Source organism: Cellvibrio polysaccharolyticus (genome assembly GCF_015182315.1).
In the GTDB taxonomy this organism is placed as follows: domain Bacteria; phylum Pseudomonadota; class Gammaproteobacteria; order Pseudomonadales; family Cellvibrionaceae; genus Cellvibrio; species Cellvibrio polysaccharolyticus.
Window position 1 is genome coordinate 3964974 of record NZ_PRDL01000001.1, and the last position, 17886, is coordinate 3982859.

The following is a 17886-nucleotide window of genomic DNA, read 5'->3' on the forward strand; positions in this document are numbered from 1 at the left end:
TAGAATGCCTTTTTTTGCATTTGCGGCGCGCCTTTTCTGAAAAAGATGCAACCGGGATCTCATGTACACCCCTTCCAATTTGGCAATGGCTGATAAATCAACCGCGCCAGGGTAAACTGTCCCGCTTTTGACCCTATAAAGGACTCCTATGAAAATCCTTGTTACCGGAGGAGCCGGCTTCATTGGCTCGGCGCTGATTCGCCACATCATTACCAACACCAACGATAGCGTGGTGAATGTGGATAAATTAACCTACGCAGGCAACACCGAATCGCTGTCCAGCATCGCTGACAGTGACCGCTACGCCTTTGAACAGGTCGATATTTGTGATCGCACCGCTCTGGATAAGGTTTTCAATGCACACCAACCGGATGCTGTCATGCATCTGGCAGCCGAAAGCCATGTCGACCGTTCTATCGACAGCCCGGCCGCCTTTATGGAAACCAATATTATTGGTACCTACAACCTGCTGGAAGCCGCCCGTGCCTGGCGCGACAGTCTGTCGGAAGCACAGAAAAGCGCTTTCCGTTTTCACCACATTTCTACTGACGAAGTGTACGGCGATCTCGAAGATGATGAATCGCTGTTTACCGAAACTACTCCTTATGCACCCAGCTCACCCTACTCTGCCAGCAAGGCAAGTTCGGATCACCTGGTGCGCGCATGGCATCGCACCTATGGCCTGCCGGTTGTGATTACCAATTGCTCGAACAACTACGGGCCTTATCATTTCCCGGAAAAATTTATTCCTCACGTCATTCTCAATGCCCTGCAAGGCAAACCCCTGCCGGTTTATGGCAGCGGCAATCAAATCAGAGATTGGTTGTACGTTGATGACCACGCCAGAGCGCTGTATCAGGTAGTCACTCAAGGTGTCGTGGGCGAAACCTACAATATTGGTGGGCACAACGAGCAGCGCAACATTGATGTGGTTCATGCGGTGTGCAACCTGCTGGAAACGCATGCCAGCGACCGCAAACCTGCGGGCGTTACGCATTACCGCGATTTGATTACCCATGTTACCGACCGCCCTGGCCACGACCGTCGCTACGCCATCGACAGCAGCAAAATGGCACGCGAACTTGGTTGGACCCCGGAAGAAACCTTCGAAACCGGCCTGCAAAAAACCCTGTTGTGGTACCTGAACAATGAAAACTGGTGGCAGCGGGTTTTGAATGGCAGTTATCAGCTGGAGAGACTGGGCAACCACTGATTTGTTGCTCTGAGAACCAACGGGAGGGCGTACTACCTCCCGTTCATGTGACCCATAGCAGGATGCATAAGACCTACAATCAACCCTTCTGCCATTTGACAGCCCACACGATGAAAATATTGATTACCGGCGCTACCGGCTTTATAGGCAAAGCACTTACCGAATACCTGTTTCAACAGGGTGAGCAGCAATTGATTCTGTCATCCCGTGAAGACTTTGCCAGCGGCGTACCGGAAATACATAAAGTGGTCACTGGCAGCATTGACGCTAACACCCAGTGGCAACCCGCGCTTGAAAAGACCAATATTGTTATTCATACCGCAGGAATAGCTCACCAGAAAAATATTCCGGCCGATGAATACCATTTGACGCATGTTATTGCGACAAAACATCTCGCGTTGCAAGCGATTAAAGCAGGCGTTAAACAATTTATTTATTTAAGCAGTATTGGCGTTCACGGCAGAACAAGTCACTCCGGAAGCTTTTCAGAAAGCAGCCCTTACCAGCCAGGGAATGATTACGCCACCAGCAAGTTGCGCACAGAAGAAATGCTTAAAGAAGTCTGCAAGAACTCAAGCATGCAACTCACCATTGTTCGCCCACCGCTGGTTTATGCCGCGCATGCACCAGGAAATTTTGGTCGACTGCTTTATTCCACCTATCAAGGAATGCCTTTACCGGTAGCCGGCATCAATAACAAACGCGGTATCATTGCGCTCGAAAACCTATTGGATTTTATAAAGTCTTGTATTGATAATCCCAACGCCATGAATCAAACATTTCTGGTTGCTGATACAGACGCACACTTATCAACGCAAACCATCATAGAGCACCTGGCCAACGGCATGAAAAAGCCGGCAAGAACCTTGAATATACCTACCCGGCTGCTCAATATTGTGGCGAATTTAACGGGACAAAAAGAAAAATATATTCAGCTGTGTGGCAACCTTTCGATTGATACCAGCAAAGCGCAAAGGCTATTGGGCTGGCAAGCGCCTTTTAGCACCGGCGACATGTTGATCAAAGCAGGCCGTAACTACCCGGCGAGCAACCACTGATACATTATTACGACGGGAACAACACACTTAAAATACACAATAAAAAGAAGTACAGCTGCTCACGTTTGTGGCGGCGACACTGCCTCGCATGCAGTGCCAATTTTAAATAGCCATAACGCGTTCTTGCAGACCACAAGCGCACAAAAGGCTCATTATTTAAACCTAACAAACGTGTTAACAAAATAGCTTGTGAAAAACCGCCACCACGCAGTACATACCGCGCTCTCGACCAAAAAGCCCCGAGGCCAGTATTGGCGCCCACCACGTTGCGGGCATGCTGCCGATATAAAATGCCGGGCTGCTCATCAATAATCCAGGTAAAGCCGTTAGCTCGGGCAAATGCATAAACAAACCAGTCGTGGTAATCAAAGCCTTGCAACGCGGTCCAATTCTGCTGCACACAACGCTGCAACTGGCTGACAAAGCTGGCGTTCATAACAAAGGTACAACCTGGCCCTGGTGACTCAAATAAAAAATCCCATCGTTGTTGTGGCTGGGATTTTTTAATCAATTTCTTGCGGCCATCCGGCCAGAACGCAGTTACATCACTGGAATATCCGTCATAGCCTTTTTGCAAACATTCAACAGCACGACTTAATTTTGTCGGCAGCCAGATATCATCCTGATCAGCAAAAGCCACATAATCATATTGAGTGATATCGACATCGCGAAGCAGCCTAAAAAAATTTCGCGCAGCGGAGCCCATGCGACCATTATCGACAAGCAGCTTAAGCCGGGGCTCTGTTAATGCCAACTGCGACAACCACTGGGCGGTGCCATCACTGGACTCGTCGACACTGACAAAAATAGTTACCGACACTGCACGTTGCTGAAATAAGGATTCGAGTTGTTCGGCAAGCCATTGGCGGCCGTTATAGGCCGCTAACAAAACAGCAACAGAAATAGCAGAGTTTGGCAGCGATATTGACATGATTCATCTTCAGAAAAGTCGATATTTTCCGTAAAAATGCCCGATACCTCTGCCAGAGAGCAGATCAAGGTAAAAGGAATTGATAACACTATCCAGTATGGAGAATTCTCTCCAGAGCTGGCAACGCCGCCGCCGGCGAGAAATGTTTTTTAACATTATCCACCCCGGCCTTAGACAGTTTTTGCCATAAAGCTGCATCCTGGTAGGCAGCCACTATTGCTTCGGCAAACTCCTGAGCAGATTCCGCAACCATGACTTCGTCGCCAGCGCGCAAGTGCATACCCTCCACCGCACAGGCTGTCGCAACGACCGGAATTCCATAATTCATTGCTTCATTCACTTTGCCTTTAACACCGGCACCGTAGCGCAAGGGGGCAATAGAGATGCGTGCGGAATATAACAAAGGGTCAATATTTTCGATAAACCCCAACATTTCCAAATCAGCAGCAGCCAGATTACGAATGCTATCGGGCATGTTGCTGCCGACTACCCGAGTGGTAACTCCCGGTAGCAATTTGCGCAACAGCGGTAGAACGTCAGTGGCGTACCAGGTAATCGCATCAATATTAGGCGGATGCCGGAAACCGCCAACAAAAATAATACCTTCCCGCTCATGGTAAGAAGGGCGTTGTGGTTCATGGTTGTGAATATTGGAGATAATTTCTACTTTCGCTTGCGGCAACAAATCTGCCAGCAGTTTTTTCTCGAACTCGCTAACCACCACTGTAACATCACTTTTAGCAACCAATGCCAATTCCTGACGGCGAGTTATCTGGGAGGCACGCTGCAAAGCACTGTTCTGATGCAGCTGGGCTTCACGCTCTTCGCGTACAAAGTGCAAATCGACAGTATCGAAAATAATTTTTGCTTTCGGCGCCAGTTCACGCAACAAATCAATATAGTTTTTGAGGATGTAATGACGACATACAAAGACCGCATCAAGATCACTACCCAACTGTTTCAGAACGGATTTCACGCTACCGTGAGCCCAGTCGGTGTGATAAACCTCAATGCCTTTTTGCTGCAACTGGTGAACATATTTTCCAATGTACTCCAGATTATCCGCCACAAAGGTTACGTGATAACCCTGGTTGCGAAGCAGATCCAGCAAATTCAGCATGCGAATCGAACCTGAGTCCTGATCCGGCGTAATCATGCAAGCTTCAATAATCAGGATATTACCGCGTGTTCCCCGGTGAGCTTCCAACTCCGGTTGGTGAGCATTTTCACGGTGACTGGCTAACACCGGCTGCCAACGCTGATAGAATTTTTCAGCGTTAACCACTTGCCATGCCTTCATGCCGGAATTGGTATCACGCCCGTGACTCACGCCTTCAAGGTGATAAACCTCTGCCGCCGGCTGATAAAGCACGCGCAGCCCACGCTCACGCATACGGAATGCAAGATCGGTATCTTCATAGTAGGCTGGCGCAAAATGCGTATCAAAACCGCCCATATCGGTAAAAAGATCACGACGCATCGCCAACACCGCACCCGAACAGTAATCTGCATCACGTACGTAATTAAGACGGGGGTCATCACGATGCTGGTTACGGCCCCAGTTCCAACCACTGCCATCACGCCAGATAATGCCACCAGCCTCCTGAACGCTACCATCTGCATTTAATAATTTTGCACCAACAAGACCGGCAGACGGATAGTCACGGAAAGTATTGAGTAGTGCATCAAAGGCATCACGACAAACCAGGGTGTCGTTGTTTAGCAATACCAGCCATTCGCCTTTGGCCGCAGCCACACCCGCGTTGGAATTCCCCAAAAATCCCAAATTTTCGGGATGGCGAACAATTCGAATGCCTTGCACCATCGCCAGCGCATCGGCAGCCGGTGCAGGAGAAGCGTCATCGGCAACAATCACTTCGTAACTGACCGAAGGTGGATTGGCTGCAATGCTGGCAAGGCAATTGTAGGTGGTGTCGTGCTGACCATAGACCGGGATGACGATTGATAACACCGGATTTTCGCTGGTGATTAATACTAACGGTGTAAAAACCGGATGCTTGTTTAATAGCAAGTGGGTTTCCACATGATCCTGACGCAATACCGGTGCAGGTGCGGTAGCCGTACGAACCTCTTGCCGAAGACGCTCGCGGAGTGCCGTCAGTCCACCGCGGCGATAAAGGTGCAAGCCACGCTTGATCGCGGCAGGAGAGCGAGCCAATGCAATCGACCGACGCAAAATCGCAACGGATTTTTTGCCCCCCCGCACAAGAACACGAAAGGGACGCGTGATTTTCCAGGAGGAACTGTTCAACACATCATTGAACTCTTCATTACGTTTTTCCAGCGCTTCACGGTATTGCCGGAGTGCATCGCGAGTACCGCAATGAATCTGTTGCTCCTGCTCAAACGCTTCACGGTACTGACGAAGACCGTCCAGTGCTTCGTCCAGCTTTTGCTGATTAGCGCTCAACGCGCCACGATATTGCTCAAGAGCATCCAGCGCACCAGCCAGCTTGTCAGCGTTTTCCTTGAACTCACGCCAGGATGCAACTGCAACTTCATCATCCGGCAGCGAGGATAAACACCGCTCTACCTCTCTGAGTGAATCGCGATGGCCACCATAAGCACCTATCTTTAAAAGATTTTTTAAAGGGATAGCTGGCTCAGGGATAGCCGCCGGAGATGACATCAATAATCTGGCAAATAACCCGGATGTGGCCGAACCACTGACCTTACGATGAAGCTGCAAATAAAAATTGCGATAGTTCGCCAGGGAGCGAGGCGTAAATAAAGCGGGCAGATCGCTTTCCCCCGCGGCGCATTGAAACGCGTGCAACCATTGTTCAACAGACGCGTCTACCGCTAACAGCTGTGCATTGGAAACATCTTGCAGGCGCTCCCGAAAAGAACCCACATCAGTAGCCACAATAGGCTTACCGAAAGTCAGCGCCGCACTCAGGGTATAACTGAAAGTTTCGTGCACCTGAGAGGCAAACCATATAACGTCCGGGCGCTCCTGGGCCAGCAATGCACCCAGCTGATCCGCCTCGTAGGTGCCTGTTGCAGTAATTCCCTCAGGGAGAGGCTCCGCGCTGTGCCCTATCAAACGAAAACAAACAGGTAACGCACGTGCATGCACCTCACGGGCAAGCCGGAAAACCAGCTCCATCCCTTTTGCATGGGACAACCCGCCCAGCAATGCCACTTTGATAAGTGACGGCACCCTGAGGGGATGCTCGGGGTGAGCTTCAACTTGCATGGATATTTGCGGGAAAACAGCTTGCACCCGCCGGGCAACATCTTGCGAGGGTGCAATTACACGCTCTGCCTGACTCAGTATCGGGAGAAATAACGCTTGCCAGGCCTGCGCATTAACCGGCCACCCATCGGCATCATCTGTGCGAGCCTCGCTAAGGGTTTTTTCATTATCTTTTGGCCCGAGATGGTAACTAGGCGAAATGGCATAATAATCATGCAGCGTAATATCCAGTGGCAACGCCAGCGACTGTAACAATTTCAGTATTTTTGGCGACCAGCCATGTACGTGATGGAGATGGACGCGATCAAATCCTATCGCTTCGAGTGCGGCAAGCCAGGGGCTGAAATTATTATCAAAACCACCAATAGACTGTTTGAAACCGCCCTCACCCACCAGCTCAATAGCAACCCGACCTTTGCTCTGGCCGCGCAAAACAAGCACTCTTGCAGAGCCATCCAGCAGTTCAAGCAAATCTTGCAGATGCTGTTCAACCCCACCGCCCCACTGATGAGAGATCATCAAAATTTTTGGTAAATCAGTGGCAGAGAAGGCCGCAAGTGCTTTGATTAGCAGGGCGTTTTGCACACGCGTGCGCAAGAACGCCAAGGGATCATCAGTAATAAATTGGCGAACCGTTTGCTCATAGTGAGGATAGCGGGCAGAAAGCAGCGCACCGCCGCGCGCCATAAGTTCATGTCGATCCTCACCAAAACTGACTGACCCCTCATGCCATACAAAAACATTATCCGCTAAAATATTTTTCCAACCGGCCTCCCCGGCTCGCAGGGAAAAATCATTTTCTTCACCATAGCCACGACCAAAACTGTTTTCGTCGAAATAGCCAACCTGATTCAGACAATCACGACGAATGTACATACAAAAGCCGACTGCCGTAGGTAGCTCGGTCGCAACACCCGGATTAACCTCGGCAAAGAGCTGATCCAATGCAGGCAAATCATAACCTGCCGGTAACGGGTTGGCCTGATGTGGTAAAGGGAATGAACAAATACTGGCGTTATTTGAAAATGGCGTTACTGAGGCTATTTTTTCTTCAGACCAGGCAGCAGCCTGCAGTCTTTGCAGCCAATCGTTAGCTACGCGGGTATCACTGTTCAGCAAGACGACATCGCGATGCGGATGCAGGCGCATGCCCTCGTTTACGCTGACAACAAATCCCCGATTTTTTTCATGATGAATAACGGTAATAGCCGGGTTACTTGTTAGCGATTGGCAATACTCTCCAAGCTCTGGCTCAGGAGATGCATCCTCCACCACAATGATATGTACCGTTTCTGGCAAAGCCGATGCCAATACCGACTCAATACACGCTTGCGTAACAGCAAGATCACGATAGACCGGAATAATAATATCGATCAGAGGAAGTGGCGCTGAAGAACCCGCTGTTACCATTACAAATGCCTGACTATTGATTTGTTTTGCAGACGCTGACAAGTCCACATCTATTACAACACATCGGCGAAACCATGCCGCACACGATTAAAAAACAGGTAACCCAATATAAAAATCACCACTGATATTACCAGGGCTACCGTATAGGCGCTCCAATCAGGCATTACCCCCAAAACGACGACATCACGCATCGCGTCAATATAAAAAGTAAGGGGGTTGATACGCATCGCAGTGGCGAAACTATCCGGCACAGCAGACATCGGGTAAAACACCGGGCTTAGAAAAATCAATGCGGTCGCCAGAAAATTACAAACGTATTGCAAATCACGCAGGTACACCCCCATGGAGCTTAGCAACCACGAGAGACCTATTAGCAATATAACCAGGGGCAATAAAATTACCGGCACCAGTAAAATAGTCCAGAAAAGGCCGTTTGCCCAAATGAGCACAAACCCGAAAAGTATGACCAGAGAGATACAAAAGTGAAACAGCGCAGAGAAAGTCGTAGTCCATGCCAGAATATCAAGGGGAAATACGACACGTTTAACATAGTTGCTGTTTTCAACAATTAACCGGGGTGAGCGCGTCATTACCTCGGCAAAAAAACCGTGAATAATGATGCCGCAGAATAATAAGGCAGCAAAATTTTCATCCAGCCCGTTTGACGATGGCCAACGCGCCTGAAATATCACACCAAAAACAAACGTATAAATAGCCAACAGCGACAGAGGGATCAACAAACTCCACAATGCGCCCAACCAGGAACCGCGATACTTTCCCTGAATTTCACGGCGAGTAACCGCTGCAACCAATTGTCGATAACGCCAGACATTCATTGGCAGACGGTCCAGAAAAGATTTTTTCCCAACAGCGTGCATCATTAACGTACGTCCTGCCCAACAGGTTTGATATCACAGGAGCGCAAAGGCAATCCCATCAGACCATGTACTACATGGCTGGTTGTTACAGTAAACACGAATGCATCGTGCCGCCAGCAATGCTGAACGTGTTCAGCCTGGGTGCCGGACGCGATACCTACACTGGCAACATATTCACCATTGGGTAAATACGGCAGCATAAAGCCGTACACGGCTTCATAACGTTGCCCGGCTTTTACCGCCACCGGGTTGTTGTAATTGAAAACGCAGTTATTATCACCAAACAGCACCTGCCCGAGGCGATCTTTAACCAGAAATCCGACGATAAAAGAGTCTATATCTTCAAGCGGTGTGCACTGCACACAAAATTCGATATAACTACCACCAATAGCCCAGGAGAGACGGCGCCCCTCTTTATCTTTTAGATAGACATCGTGCAGAACCACTTTACCAGTGCCAAACGATGAACCGTCCATGGTGAACCGGTGCAACTGAAAATCGTTACGTTCGGTTGAGTTAAGTAGCAACTCCTGACGGGCATCAACCCAAAGTGCTTCATCATCGATATCTTCAAAACCCTGCCTCGACATTCCCTGCTTCATCGAAACGTCTTGCTGGGTTGAATAGAGGTGCTCAAGATACATTTCGGCGGTTTTGCGGGCATCGCCATCAACTTGCATTTCGCCATGATTTAACCAAATGGCTCTGTCACAAAGCTTGGTAATAGCACCCGAGTCGTGGCTGACAAAAATGATGGCCCCTTTTGCTTTGAAGTCTTCAAGAAAGCGCATACATTTTTGTGCAAAGAGCGCATCGCCTACTGCAAGCGCCTCATCAACAACCAGGATGTCCGCATCGACATGAGCAATAACCGCAAATGCCAGACGCACAAACATACCACTGGAATAATGCTGCACCGGTTGATCAATAAAATCACCAATCTCTGCGAAACGAATAATGTCATCCAGCTTTGCAGCGATTTCTTCCTGACTTAAACCATAAATGGCCGCATTCAGGTATACGTTTTCGCGGCCGGTAAATTCAGGGTTAAAACCAGCCCCCAACTCAAGCAACGCCGCGATACGGCCATTCACTACCACCGAACCACTCGACGGCGTTAAGGTGCCACAAATAATTTGCAGTAAAGTAGATTTGCCAGAACCGTTTCGGCCAATAACCCCGACGGTTTCACCCTTTGAAACGTTAAAAGAAATATCTTTCAGGGCATGAAATTCCCGCCGGGCACGCCGGGCACGGGCAGAGAAAAAGCCGACCAAACGTTTGAATGGCTGATCGTACATGTCATAAGACTTGCAGACGTTTTGAATTTGCAGGGCGAAAGGCGATGTATTCATGAAGGCATATTAATCAAGGCGACAACCGGAATGCGTAAAAAAATGTGTTTATAAATCAAAACGCCAGCTCAAGGCTGGCGTTTTCAGCTGTGCCCTGCTATCAGCGGCGGTGAAAAACCCACCACTTCCCATCTGTTCTGATCCAGACGTCGGTTAGTGTGATGGTGTTCTCCAGTTTCATTCCTGGAACATTATAAGAAACCAGGCCTGAAACCTCACAACGGTCTTCTTCGCAGGTTACGCGGCTTACTTCGGCTTTAGTCCAATTACCAACACCACCCATGACAGAAGCATAACCTTCAGCGCTTACTCGCTGACGATAGGTAGGAGCAGTAAGTCCCCAGGCTTTCTTGATATCACCGCTAAGAAGTGCATCATAACGAGCCTGAGCACGTTCTTTTACTACGTCCTCATCACTTTTGTTACCCAGAGAAGCGCAGCCAGCCAAAATCCCGAAACCGAGCGCCAATGCCAATACAGAAAAATATTTCATGGTTCACCTGCCTTACTATCTATCAAGAAATCAATTGTCAGTGACAGCTTCCAATGCCGGTTCAGTTTCATCAACAAGCTTCAGACCTTTCAAGCGATTACGCATTTCACGGCTGACATCGCGCAAATCCTGCTCGTTATTTAATACTCGCGGCGTAATCATCACCAGCAGCTCTGTACGGTTTTTCGTCTTGCTGGTACTGCCAAAGAAATTACCAAGAATAGGTAAATCACGCAGCACAGGAATACCCGCTCTTCCATCGCTGGTATTTTCACGAATCAAACCGCCTAACACCGCCGCTTCTCCGGAGCGAACTGCAACTTTGGTAGAAAGATCGCGATTCAGGAAAGGACGCTGGCCGGTTGCGGCTTCAATTTCACCAACATCGGTAATAGATTGCTTAACCGTTAATGTCACCATACCGCCAGAATTTACCGAAGGGGTAACATCCAGCACCACGCCTGTATCTTTGTAAGTAATCGAGTTTGATACCACACCACCGTCTGTCACGGCAGATCCGGATTGCACCGGTTGTTGCTGACCCACCTGAATATTTGCAGGTTCATTGTCCAACACAGTTACTGTGGGTGACGACAGAATATTAACCAGAGACTTACTGGCAAGCGCATTGATAATAGTACGCAGATCACCCACTGAATCGTAAATCGAATAAGCCAAACCGGAGACAGCACCCGTCGTGCCGGTAGAGGTCAGTGGTCGACCGCTTGCCGGAGCACCGCCCTCACCAACACCACGCCAACCATTGCCCAGATTGTTGTTCAAATACCATGAAAGCCCGTAGGTCAGCTCTTCGGTCAGAGTCACCTCCAAAATCGTGGCCTCAATGTGTACCTGAGTAGGCATAATATCCAGCTGCCCCAGCGCTGCCTCAATTTTGCGATACTCATTGCGGGTGGAATAAATGAGCAGCGAATTGTTTTTCTCATCCGCTACCATACGAATCTTGCCAATACTCACATTGGCAGATTCCCCGCCAGAAGAATTGCGATTTGTCGTTGAACCGGTACCGGAAGATGTGCCGGAACCACTGACGCCATCGCTACCTTCTCCGATACGGGTAGGCGTCAAGCCGGGCGCCACGCCACCGCCTGAGCCACCCCCGCTTTGGGTTCCGCTACCGCTACTATCGCTGAAAATGGTACTCATCATGCGAGCGATATGGGCAGCCGACGTATTTTGTACCGAGTATACAAACAGGCGCCGCTCATTATTATCATCAGGCTGTTGATCTACACGATCAAGCCACTCACGAACCTTCTCGAGATAATGAGCTCGCGGCGTAATAACCATCAAGCTATTTAATCGCTCCATGGGAACAATACGAATCAGCGAAGACATACCGCTCTCCGCCCCCAAAGCTGTTTCCATAATGGCTTTTAGTGTCGCTTCGGCTTCGGTTGGATTACTCTCTTTGAGCGGGAAAAGCCCAACTGACATCCCCTTCAACATATCAATATCAAAGGTTGAAATAATATCCAGCCAACCATCAAGCTGATTGCGGCGGCCTGCAAGCACTAACAAATTTCGCGCCGGATCAACACGGACAAAAGAATTTTCATCTGCAACCGGTCGCAATATGTCTGCCATCTCGGCCGCGCCAATATACTGAAGCGGTACAATAATATTGGAGAAACCGGCACCCCGGTTTGCCGCACTGTCAAAAGCTGGGCGCAGCTTACTCATAGCGGGTGAGCTACTTACTACAAAGCGATTATTTTTATCACGCAGAATGTAGGCATTATTCGCTTGCAGCAAAGATTCGAGTATTTCCAACAGCTGATCACGTGGCACCGGCGTTTTGGTTCGCAGGGTTATCTGGCCCTCAACAGGATGCTCGATCATGTAATCAAGCCCCAGAATATCGCCTAAAACAGCGTGTACCACCTCGGTCAGCGGTGCCTCTTCAAAGTTGAGTGTGACTGCATCGCCGGTCAAGGCGACTGACTGTCTTGCCGCGGGCAAATTGATCTGCCGATCCGTTCCTTTCAACAAAGTCGGTTCAGAACGCTCAAGCGCTGGGGAACGAGTATTTTCAGACTGAGCCTTCGCGGCCACTGCGGTGGGAGCGGCTACAGTAGCGGTTTCAACCGCACCGTCGTCTTTTGGGGAATATAACCCTGCACAACCGGAAAGCGTCAAAACCATTGCAAGACCGGAGCCACCAATAACACGGGAAAAAAGCGTTTTTTTCATAAATATCTCAACCATTATGGCTCTTGGGCACGGTTTGAAGCAGGTTTACCGGCAGACGAAGGTGCCATGCGCGAAGCTGCCGGAGTGTAATCAGACACCCCTGCATGTTCAAGCTGTATAGTTTTTTCCTGGTCTGCACTGACAAAACGAACTTCCGATCCATCAACAGATTTCAGTTTCCATCCCATCAGCTCTTCACCCAGAGCGACTCGCATACGCTTGCCGTCAAGCCGGACGATGACGCCGGAAGCATCACCGGCAAAATAGACGCCTGACAGCTCTACATTATCCAATTCATTGGCTTTCGCTGAACTTCGAGTATCTTCAACTGTGTCAATTTCTGACGCATCGATGATGACCGGTCGCCGGCCAGCCCAAAAAAGGGGTCTTGATGCCATGAGGGAAAAACCTTCCGCCCCTTCGCTGGCCTCCTGCGAGACTGCCACATCAGTATCGGAATTCACTACAGGTACTAAGCCATCAAGGTAATGACTTTCAACATCATCTGCTGACAAAATAACCGGCGTTGCTTGCAGTGCCTCGGGAGATGGGTGCACGATCGGAGCTGGAGGCAATGTTGCAGCCCATACCGCACCGATGATCAGCAATAAAACCAGCAACCCCGCCAACATAGCCGCAACCAGTTTTACCCGCTGGTAAATGCTGAGTCGTTTAATAAATTCAGCATTCATGGCTGCAACCTCAATGACGACAGGCGAATACGCAACGTCAAGGCCTGTTCAGGTGGGGATGTGTCACCTCGGCGAACACGGGTACGAACCGGTTGCGCCTGAAGAGAATCCACCATCACCAGAGGCCTTAGGTCCCGCAATTCCTGCAAGGTTACTTCAAGCGCTTCGATACTGCCGGTGGCATTGATATCCAGTTGCAAGCGAGTAAACAACGATTCAACCCGCGGAGTGAGAATTTGGCTACCGGCAACCGTCAAACCTGCTCGCTCCATCACCTGCCGCACCTGTTGTTGCATCATGGCGCTGGCATCCCCGGCGTCGCCATATACCAGCAGTTGCAATTGCCCATGAGCCTGTTCACCGGCGGCCTGTAGCATGGCTTCACTTTCAGCCAATCCTGCCAGACGGGCAATACGAGGAATTAAATCCTGCGATTGCTGGTGTAAACTGCGATAGTGCCCCCAAAAAGACAAGGCAGTCCAAAGCCACACAAAAACAATAACGGCAAGGCTAACTGCGACGATCCATTGCGCCCGGGTGATTTTTTTCAGCCAGTTACTCATTGTGCAACCCCCGAATCCAGCGTCAGATCCAGCACAAAGCGCTCCATTTCGATACGACCTTCCCGGCGAATCGCCGAGGGCGCTTTGACATCGACATACCAGGCCGTATCCGATAATAAACTCATCAGTTGAGCAGCATTTACCGCCATGCCATCAATACGAATGCGCGATGTTGTCTGCTCATAAGAGTTCAGATACACCGTATCATCCAGCAAGGCAGTGAGGCGTACCAGCTCGCGATGGGGATTATTGGCCAGCAAAAATTGACGATTTACTTCTGCGATCCGCTCATTGTCACTTGCCAGAGCATTGCGAAAACGGACCGCTTGCGTGGACGCCTGCTGCACACGAGCCAGTTCGCTCTCGTAATGATCCAGCTGAATGGCACGCAAGCCCACAGGTACAGCCATCAGCGCGATGGATAGAGCAAGAATGCACAACCCCCACAGCCCCAATCGTTTTAATCTTGCGGCATAACGCTGGTTACGCAAATCCTCGGCAAAACCTTGAAGCACCACCGGGTGCCCGTCAACTTCAGCCCATATTTCAGTTTTTTCAGCTTCTTCCAGCGGGAGATGGCGATGCAACCAGGCGTTCACCGCACTGTGCGATGCAATACACAAGGAAACGCGCAACACGCCGCCGGTCCGGCCCGCAATACGCCAACCACTCACGGTATCGTCTGCGGGAAAAGGGCTGCGGGCGCGAACTTCAAGTTCAATAGCCGATAATAAATGCCCCTCTGCCTTTTCCGGTAAATTAAGCCAGCAGGAGAGCACCATATCGTCTGGCAAAATACGGGCAACCGCAATCACATCCGACGATGTGCCGGCAGAACTTCCGACAATTCGGGAATCACTATTTACGCCTTGCTGATATCGCGAACCATGCACGCGCACGGGCTCATCGAGCCACCGGCGAACCGGTGCCTCTTCACTCCACAACACCTCACGCCAGGCAGACAGCCATAGCGAAGGCAGAGTACGCAAGTCGTACCCGAACAAATTCCACTGTTGCCCCGTCAATGCCACTGAGCATCCTCATCATTCATTAAAAAATCGGTCGAATTTACCATAATGACCGGCTCCGTGCGCAAGCGACGCCATGGTAAGCCATCACGACCAAATCCGTCCGTTAAAACCCAACGACTGAACTGTGCCGCCTTGCCATCCGGTTGGGCGATACGCACATCAATACGCACCAGACTGGATGGAGCCATATCGGCCGCCAGCAGAAGGGGTGCAATCATGGCATGCCCTTGCTCTCCGGTAGCAGGGTTTGCTTGCCGCTCAGCTAAAAATTGACTGGCGGCAGCGACATCATCATTCATCAGCATTCTGATTATTGCCGGGCTGGCAGCGCGCAGTGCGATACCGGCGCTCCCTGTACGAGGGTTTATCAACAAGCGAATACGCTCAAGAATTTCGCGGTTTATACCATCAACCAGCAGTAAATCCTCCACAGCCATAAACCGGCCTCGCCTTAACGGCTGATTGGTAGCGCTGAAACTTTCTGCGCCGGGTTGCAACCATGCTTGAATATTGGCAACCAGCTCATCCGCGTGCGCAGCGTCCAACCCCGCACCAAACACCAGTAACTGATGCCATAGCTCGGGGGAGGCTTCATTCATCGCCACCAAACCGGCTGCGGGCACTACCCTGGCACTGAGAGACTGCTCAAATGCTGAAAAATTCAACACCAGCGCATCGCCGGACATGTATTCACCGTTTCCCTGGAGAACTAACAAATGACGCATGACCAGATTCACAGCACCATCGCCAAATGCTTTTGTCCGAGACTCCACAGTCTGTTGTTGCGCCAGTTTTACATCAACTCGAGCAGCCAGCACTATGCCAGCAACCATTAAACTCAGTGCAGCAATAAACCACAGCAGTACCGCCAGCGCAACGCCGCCCTGGCGGCGACGCCCATCAAAAGAAATTGTCTTCAGTATCATTGAGCCTCACGATTATATCGGGCCAGTAGCGGCCATTGGCAGCAATGCTGATGCGTATACGGTCAGGGTTAACCTGAAAGGTATGCCATTCGTTAACCCAGGCCCCCGAAGGCGCATCAAAATAAGTCAGCGTTAATTCATCCAGCTGTGGCACCACGGAGAACACTTCGGCGCGCTCCCACTGCATCTCCTGCTGGGCATCGTAAAAAGGCAGTAACTGCATTTTCAATCCGCCCTCAGCAGCAAACAGACGGATGATCATTACGCCTCCGAGGCGGCTTGAAGCACTGAAGGGAGCAGCCCAGATCAGTTCCGTGCTACTACCCTGCAAAAGAGAAGCAGATCCTGCAGCATCACCGCGCATCAGCGGTAACGCATCAACCAGTGCCCGGTTCAAAAAACGGTTTACGGTGCGCATTTCCGAGGTACGGGATGACACGTCATCCAGTCGCTCCTGGGTCATGGCAAACGTGCGTAGCGCCGTCACCACCGCCAGGCTGATCAGCGAAAGAACGGTGAGGGCAACAACGACTTCAATGAGGGAGAAACCGCGGGATGACTTCATTGCGGAACCACTCCTGCAACTACAGAGCGCAGTTCAAACGTTCGTGAGCGGGTTTCACCCCAACTGACCTGCACCCGGATGTCCATCAGCAGCGCTAACGGTGGATCATTGTCATCCGGTAGCGGTACAGCCGTTACCTGCCAGGTGTAATCGCCACCGGTTTCCCCACTGACATCCAAACCGCTGTACGGCACTACCGAGTATTCAGCGAGCAAGGACTCCGCGATGCTTACCGCGTAAGCATAACGTTCGCTGGTTTGCACAATACGCGATGCCCCACCGGCTGCCTGATAGAGTGCCCCGAGAGAAACCCCGAGAATGGCCAACGCAACGATCATTTCCAGCAAGGACAGGCCTTTTTGTCGCCCGGCAATAATGTGCTTCATCATTGACTATCCAGCCTGCGCTGGCTGATGCGTCCCATCAACCAATCTACATCCAGCACAACCCCGCCGCCACGTTCCCGCTCAATGGCAATGTTGCCGCCGCTGCTGCTGCCATCGGGATAGAAACGAATCACAGCAGTCTGCCGATTCGGGCTTAGTTCACCCGCGGCAATAACGTTGAGAGAGATTTTTTCAGACAGGGATTTGTATTTTTGCTGCCCCACCCGGAAACGCCGCTCATCGGGCAGCAACTCCAGATCGACAGGCTGGCCCCGAGCAATCGCCTGATAGCGGGCAGTCGCCAGCGCCGCATTTAACTCGCCGACTGCCGAACGGTATTGGCTACTTTCGTAGAACCGAAAGGCGCCCGGCGTAGCAACAGCAACCAGCAGTGCAGCTACAGCAAAGGCCACTATCAACTCCAATAAAGAAAAACCGGCCTGTGCAGACCGGCTTGTATTGAAGTGTCGCTGACAGGATGTAAAAGGTTTGCTAATTACCAATTGCCTACGTCTGCATTCTCGCCATCACCGCCGGGAGTCCCGTCAGCACCGAGGGAATAGATATCGATATCGCCCCGCTCACCTGGAGAACGGTATAAATAAGCACGGTTCCAGGGATCATTGGGGATGGAGTTACCCCGTAAGTAAGGCCCGTTCCAGCCAGTCAGATTGCCCGGCTGGCGCATCAGCGCTTCAAGACCTTCTTCACTGGTGGGGAAACGTCCCACATCCAGTTTGAACACTTCAAGTGCCGATTCAAAATCACGGACTTGCACAGCCGCAGCTTTGGTTTTAGCGCCGCCCAGCGAGTTCAATACGCGCGGCCCTACAAGCCCGGCCAGCATACCAATAATAGCCAGAACCACTAGCAGTTCTACCAGGGTGAAGCCTTTGGCACCATTCTGTTTACGTCTGTTTAACACGGAACACCTCAACAAATAAAAAGACA

Annotated in this window: 16 protein-coding genes; 2 read left to right on the forward strand and 14 right to left on the reverse strand. The window is 50.6% G+C overall.

Annotated features, from left to right (window positions below; genetic code table 11):
• Positions 1-148: 148 nt before the first annotated feature.
• Both rfbB and C4F51_RS16740 read left to right on the forward strand, forming a co-directional pair.
• On the forward strand, positions 149-1213 hold the full coding sequence (gene rfbB / locus C4F51_RS16735) for a dTDP-glucose 4,6-dehydratase (protein ID WP_193911763.1): 1065 nt from the start codon (positions 149-151) through the stop codon (positions 1211-1213).
• A 110-nt stretch (positions 1214-1323) separates the two neighbouring features.
• Positions 1324-2271, forward strand: coding sequence for an NAD-dependent epimerase/dehydratase family protein (locus C4F51_RS16740; protein WP_193911765.1), 948 nt, complete (start codon positions 1324-1326; stop codon positions 2269-2271).
• A gap of 7 nt (positions 2272-2278) precedes the next feature.
• Here the strand turns inward: C4F51_RS16740 and C4F51_RS16745 are convergent, their stop codons facing one another.
• The 14 genes from C4F51_RS16745 to gspG all read right to left on the reverse strand — a co-directional run bounded on the left by C4F51_RS16745 (position 2279) and on the right by gspG (position 17860).
• Positions 2279-3202, reverse strand: coding sequence for a glycosyltransferase (locus C4F51_RS16745; RefSeq protein WP_193911767.1), 924 nt, complete (start codon positions 3200-3202; stop codon positions 2279-2281).
• An 88-nt stretch (positions 3203-3290) separates the two neighbouring features.
• Complete coding sequence (locus C4F51_RS16750; RefSeq protein ID WP_193911769.1) at positions 3291-7832, reverse strand: glycosyltransferase; 4542 nt, start codon at positions 7830-7832, stop codon at positions 3291-3293.
• Positions 7833-7885: 53 nt separating this feature from the next.
• The gene (locus tag C4F51_RS16755) at positions 7886-8713 is read right to left on the reverse strand and encodes an ABC transporter permease (protein ID WP_202987713.1); all 828 of its coding nucleotides are present in this window, start codon (positions 8711-8713) and stop codon (positions 7886-7888) included.
• A complete protein-coding gene (locus tag C4F51_RS16760) occupies positions 8713-10065 on the reverse strand; it encodes an ABC transporter ATP-binding protein (protein ID WP_193911771.1) in 1353 nt (450 codons plus the stop codon). The genes C4F51_RS16755 and C4F51_RS16760 overlap by 1 nt, the downstream gene beginning before the upstream one ends.
• Before the next feature lie 100 nt (positions 10066-10165).
• Positions 10166-10558 carry a hypothetical protein gene (locus C4F51_RS16765; protein ID WP_193911773.1) on the reverse strand — a complete coding sequence of 131 codons (393 nt, stop codon included), beginning with the start codon at positions 10556-10558 and terminating at the stop codon, positions 10166-10168.
• Between the two features lie 30 nt (positions 10559-10588).
• Positions 10589-12772 carry a type II secretion system secretin GspD gene (gene gspD / locus C4F51_RS16770; RefSeq protein WP_193911775.1) on the reverse strand — a complete coding sequence of 728 codons (2184 nt, stop codon included), beginning with the start codon at positions 12770-12772 and terminating at the stop codon, positions 10589-10591.
• A gap of 14 nt (positions 12773-12786) precedes the next feature.
• A complete protein-coding gene (locus C4F51_RS16775; protein WP_193911777.1) occupies positions 12787-13464 on the reverse strand; it encodes a hypothetical protein in 678 nt (225 codons plus the stop codon).
• Entirely contained in the window at positions 13461-14027 is a 567-nt protein-coding gene (gene gspM / locus C4F51_RS16780; RefSeq protein WP_193911779.1) for a type II secretion system protein GspM, read from the reverse strand. The genes C4F51_RS16775 and gspM overlap by 4 nt, the downstream gene beginning before the upstream one ends.
• Entirely contained in the window at positions 14024-15058 is a 1035-nt protein-coding gene (locus C4F51_RS16785) for a PilN domain-containing protein (protein ID WP_193911781.1), read from the reverse strand. Before C4F51_RS16785 ends, gspM begins: the two co-directional genes overlap by 4 nt.
• On the reverse strand, positions 15049-15984 hold the full coding sequence (locus tag C4F51_RS16790; RefSeq protein ID WP_193911783.1) for a type II secretion system protein GspK: 936 nt from the start codon (positions 15982-15984) through the stop codon (positions 15049-15051). The genes C4F51_RS16785 and C4F51_RS16790 overlap by 10 nt, the downstream gene beginning before the upstream one ends.
• Positions 15959-16549 (reverse strand): prepilin-type N-terminal cleavage/methylation domain-containing protein, encoded by a 591-nt coding sequence (locus C4F51_RS16795; protein ID WP_193911785.1) that lies wholly within the window; start codon positions 16547-16549, stop codon positions 15959-15961. Before C4F51_RS16795 ends, C4F51_RS16790 begins: the two co-directional genes overlap by 26 nt.
• A complete protein-coding gene (locus C4F51_RS16800) occupies positions 16546-16938 on the reverse strand; it encodes a type IV pilus modification PilV family protein (protein ID WP_193911787.1) in 393 nt (130 codons plus the stop codon). The genes C4F51_RS16795 and C4F51_RS16800 overlap by 4 nt, the downstream gene beginning before the upstream one ends.
• Positions 16935-17438 carry a GspH/FimT family pseudopilin gene (locus C4F51_RS16805; protein ID WP_268905063.1) on the reverse strand — a complete coding sequence of 168 codons (504 nt, stop codon included), beginning with the start codon at positions 17436-17438 and terminating at the stop codon, positions 16935-16937. The genes C4F51_RS16800 and C4F51_RS16805 overlap by 4 nt, the downstream gene beginning before the upstream one ends.
• Entirely contained in the window at positions 17432-17860 is a 429-nt protein-coding gene (gene gspG / locus C4F51_RS16810) for a type II secretion system major pseudopilin GspG (RefSeq protein WP_328701410.1), read from the reverse strand. The genes C4F51_RS16805 and gspG overlap by 7 nt, the downstream gene beginning before the upstream one ends.
• Positions 17861-17886 lie beyond the last annotated feature (26 nt).